General features: G+C 74.1%; 1 pseudogene. It reads left to right on the top strand.

What is annotated here, in order from left to right:
- Positions 1 to 115: 115 nt before the first annotated feature.
- Positions 116 to 451: pseudogene (locus IF89_RS39670) on the top strand (hypothetical protein); the annotation flags it as partial.

Below are 451 nucleotides of genomic sequence, written 5' to 3'. Positions count from 1 at the left end.
GGCTGTTCGGAGGAGAGACGCCAGCCCCCGCTTCCTGTTCTCCTGGACGGAACTGCCCGCTCTGCCTGCCTCCCCGGGAATTCCTGTGCCTTCCTCCTCTCTGTCTTCTGCCGCTGTGCGCCGTGTCCGCCGCAACGGCGTCGCCGGCCTCCTCGCCCTGGCCGCTGCCGGCACCGTTGCCGGGGAGAGCGCGGGTGAGGCGTTCGCCGCTCCCGGCTCCCGCTCGGCCGCCGCAGCTGCGGCGTCAGCGGTGCCGGGTGCCTCCGGCACCGTGTCGGGTGTGTTCGCCCCCGGTGAGGAGGCCGGCGGCGCGGTGGATGCGCGGACCGGCCGCTACTCCTTGGAGGTCCCCCTGCTGGCGACGGCGGGGCGTGGGGAGGCGGGGTTTGCGCTGGCTCTGTCGTATGACCAGGAGTTGTCGGGTCTGGGGGTGGACCGGCAGGGCCTGGGC

The organism is Streptomyces sp. NRRL F-2664, from assembly GCF_000719345.1.
Lineage (GTDB): Bacteria > Actinomycetota > Actinomycetes > Streptomycetales > Streptomycetaceae > Streptomyces.
The sequence above is the reverse complement of the archived record's forward strand: the minus strand, read 5'-3'. Positions and strand labels throughout refer to the sequence as shown.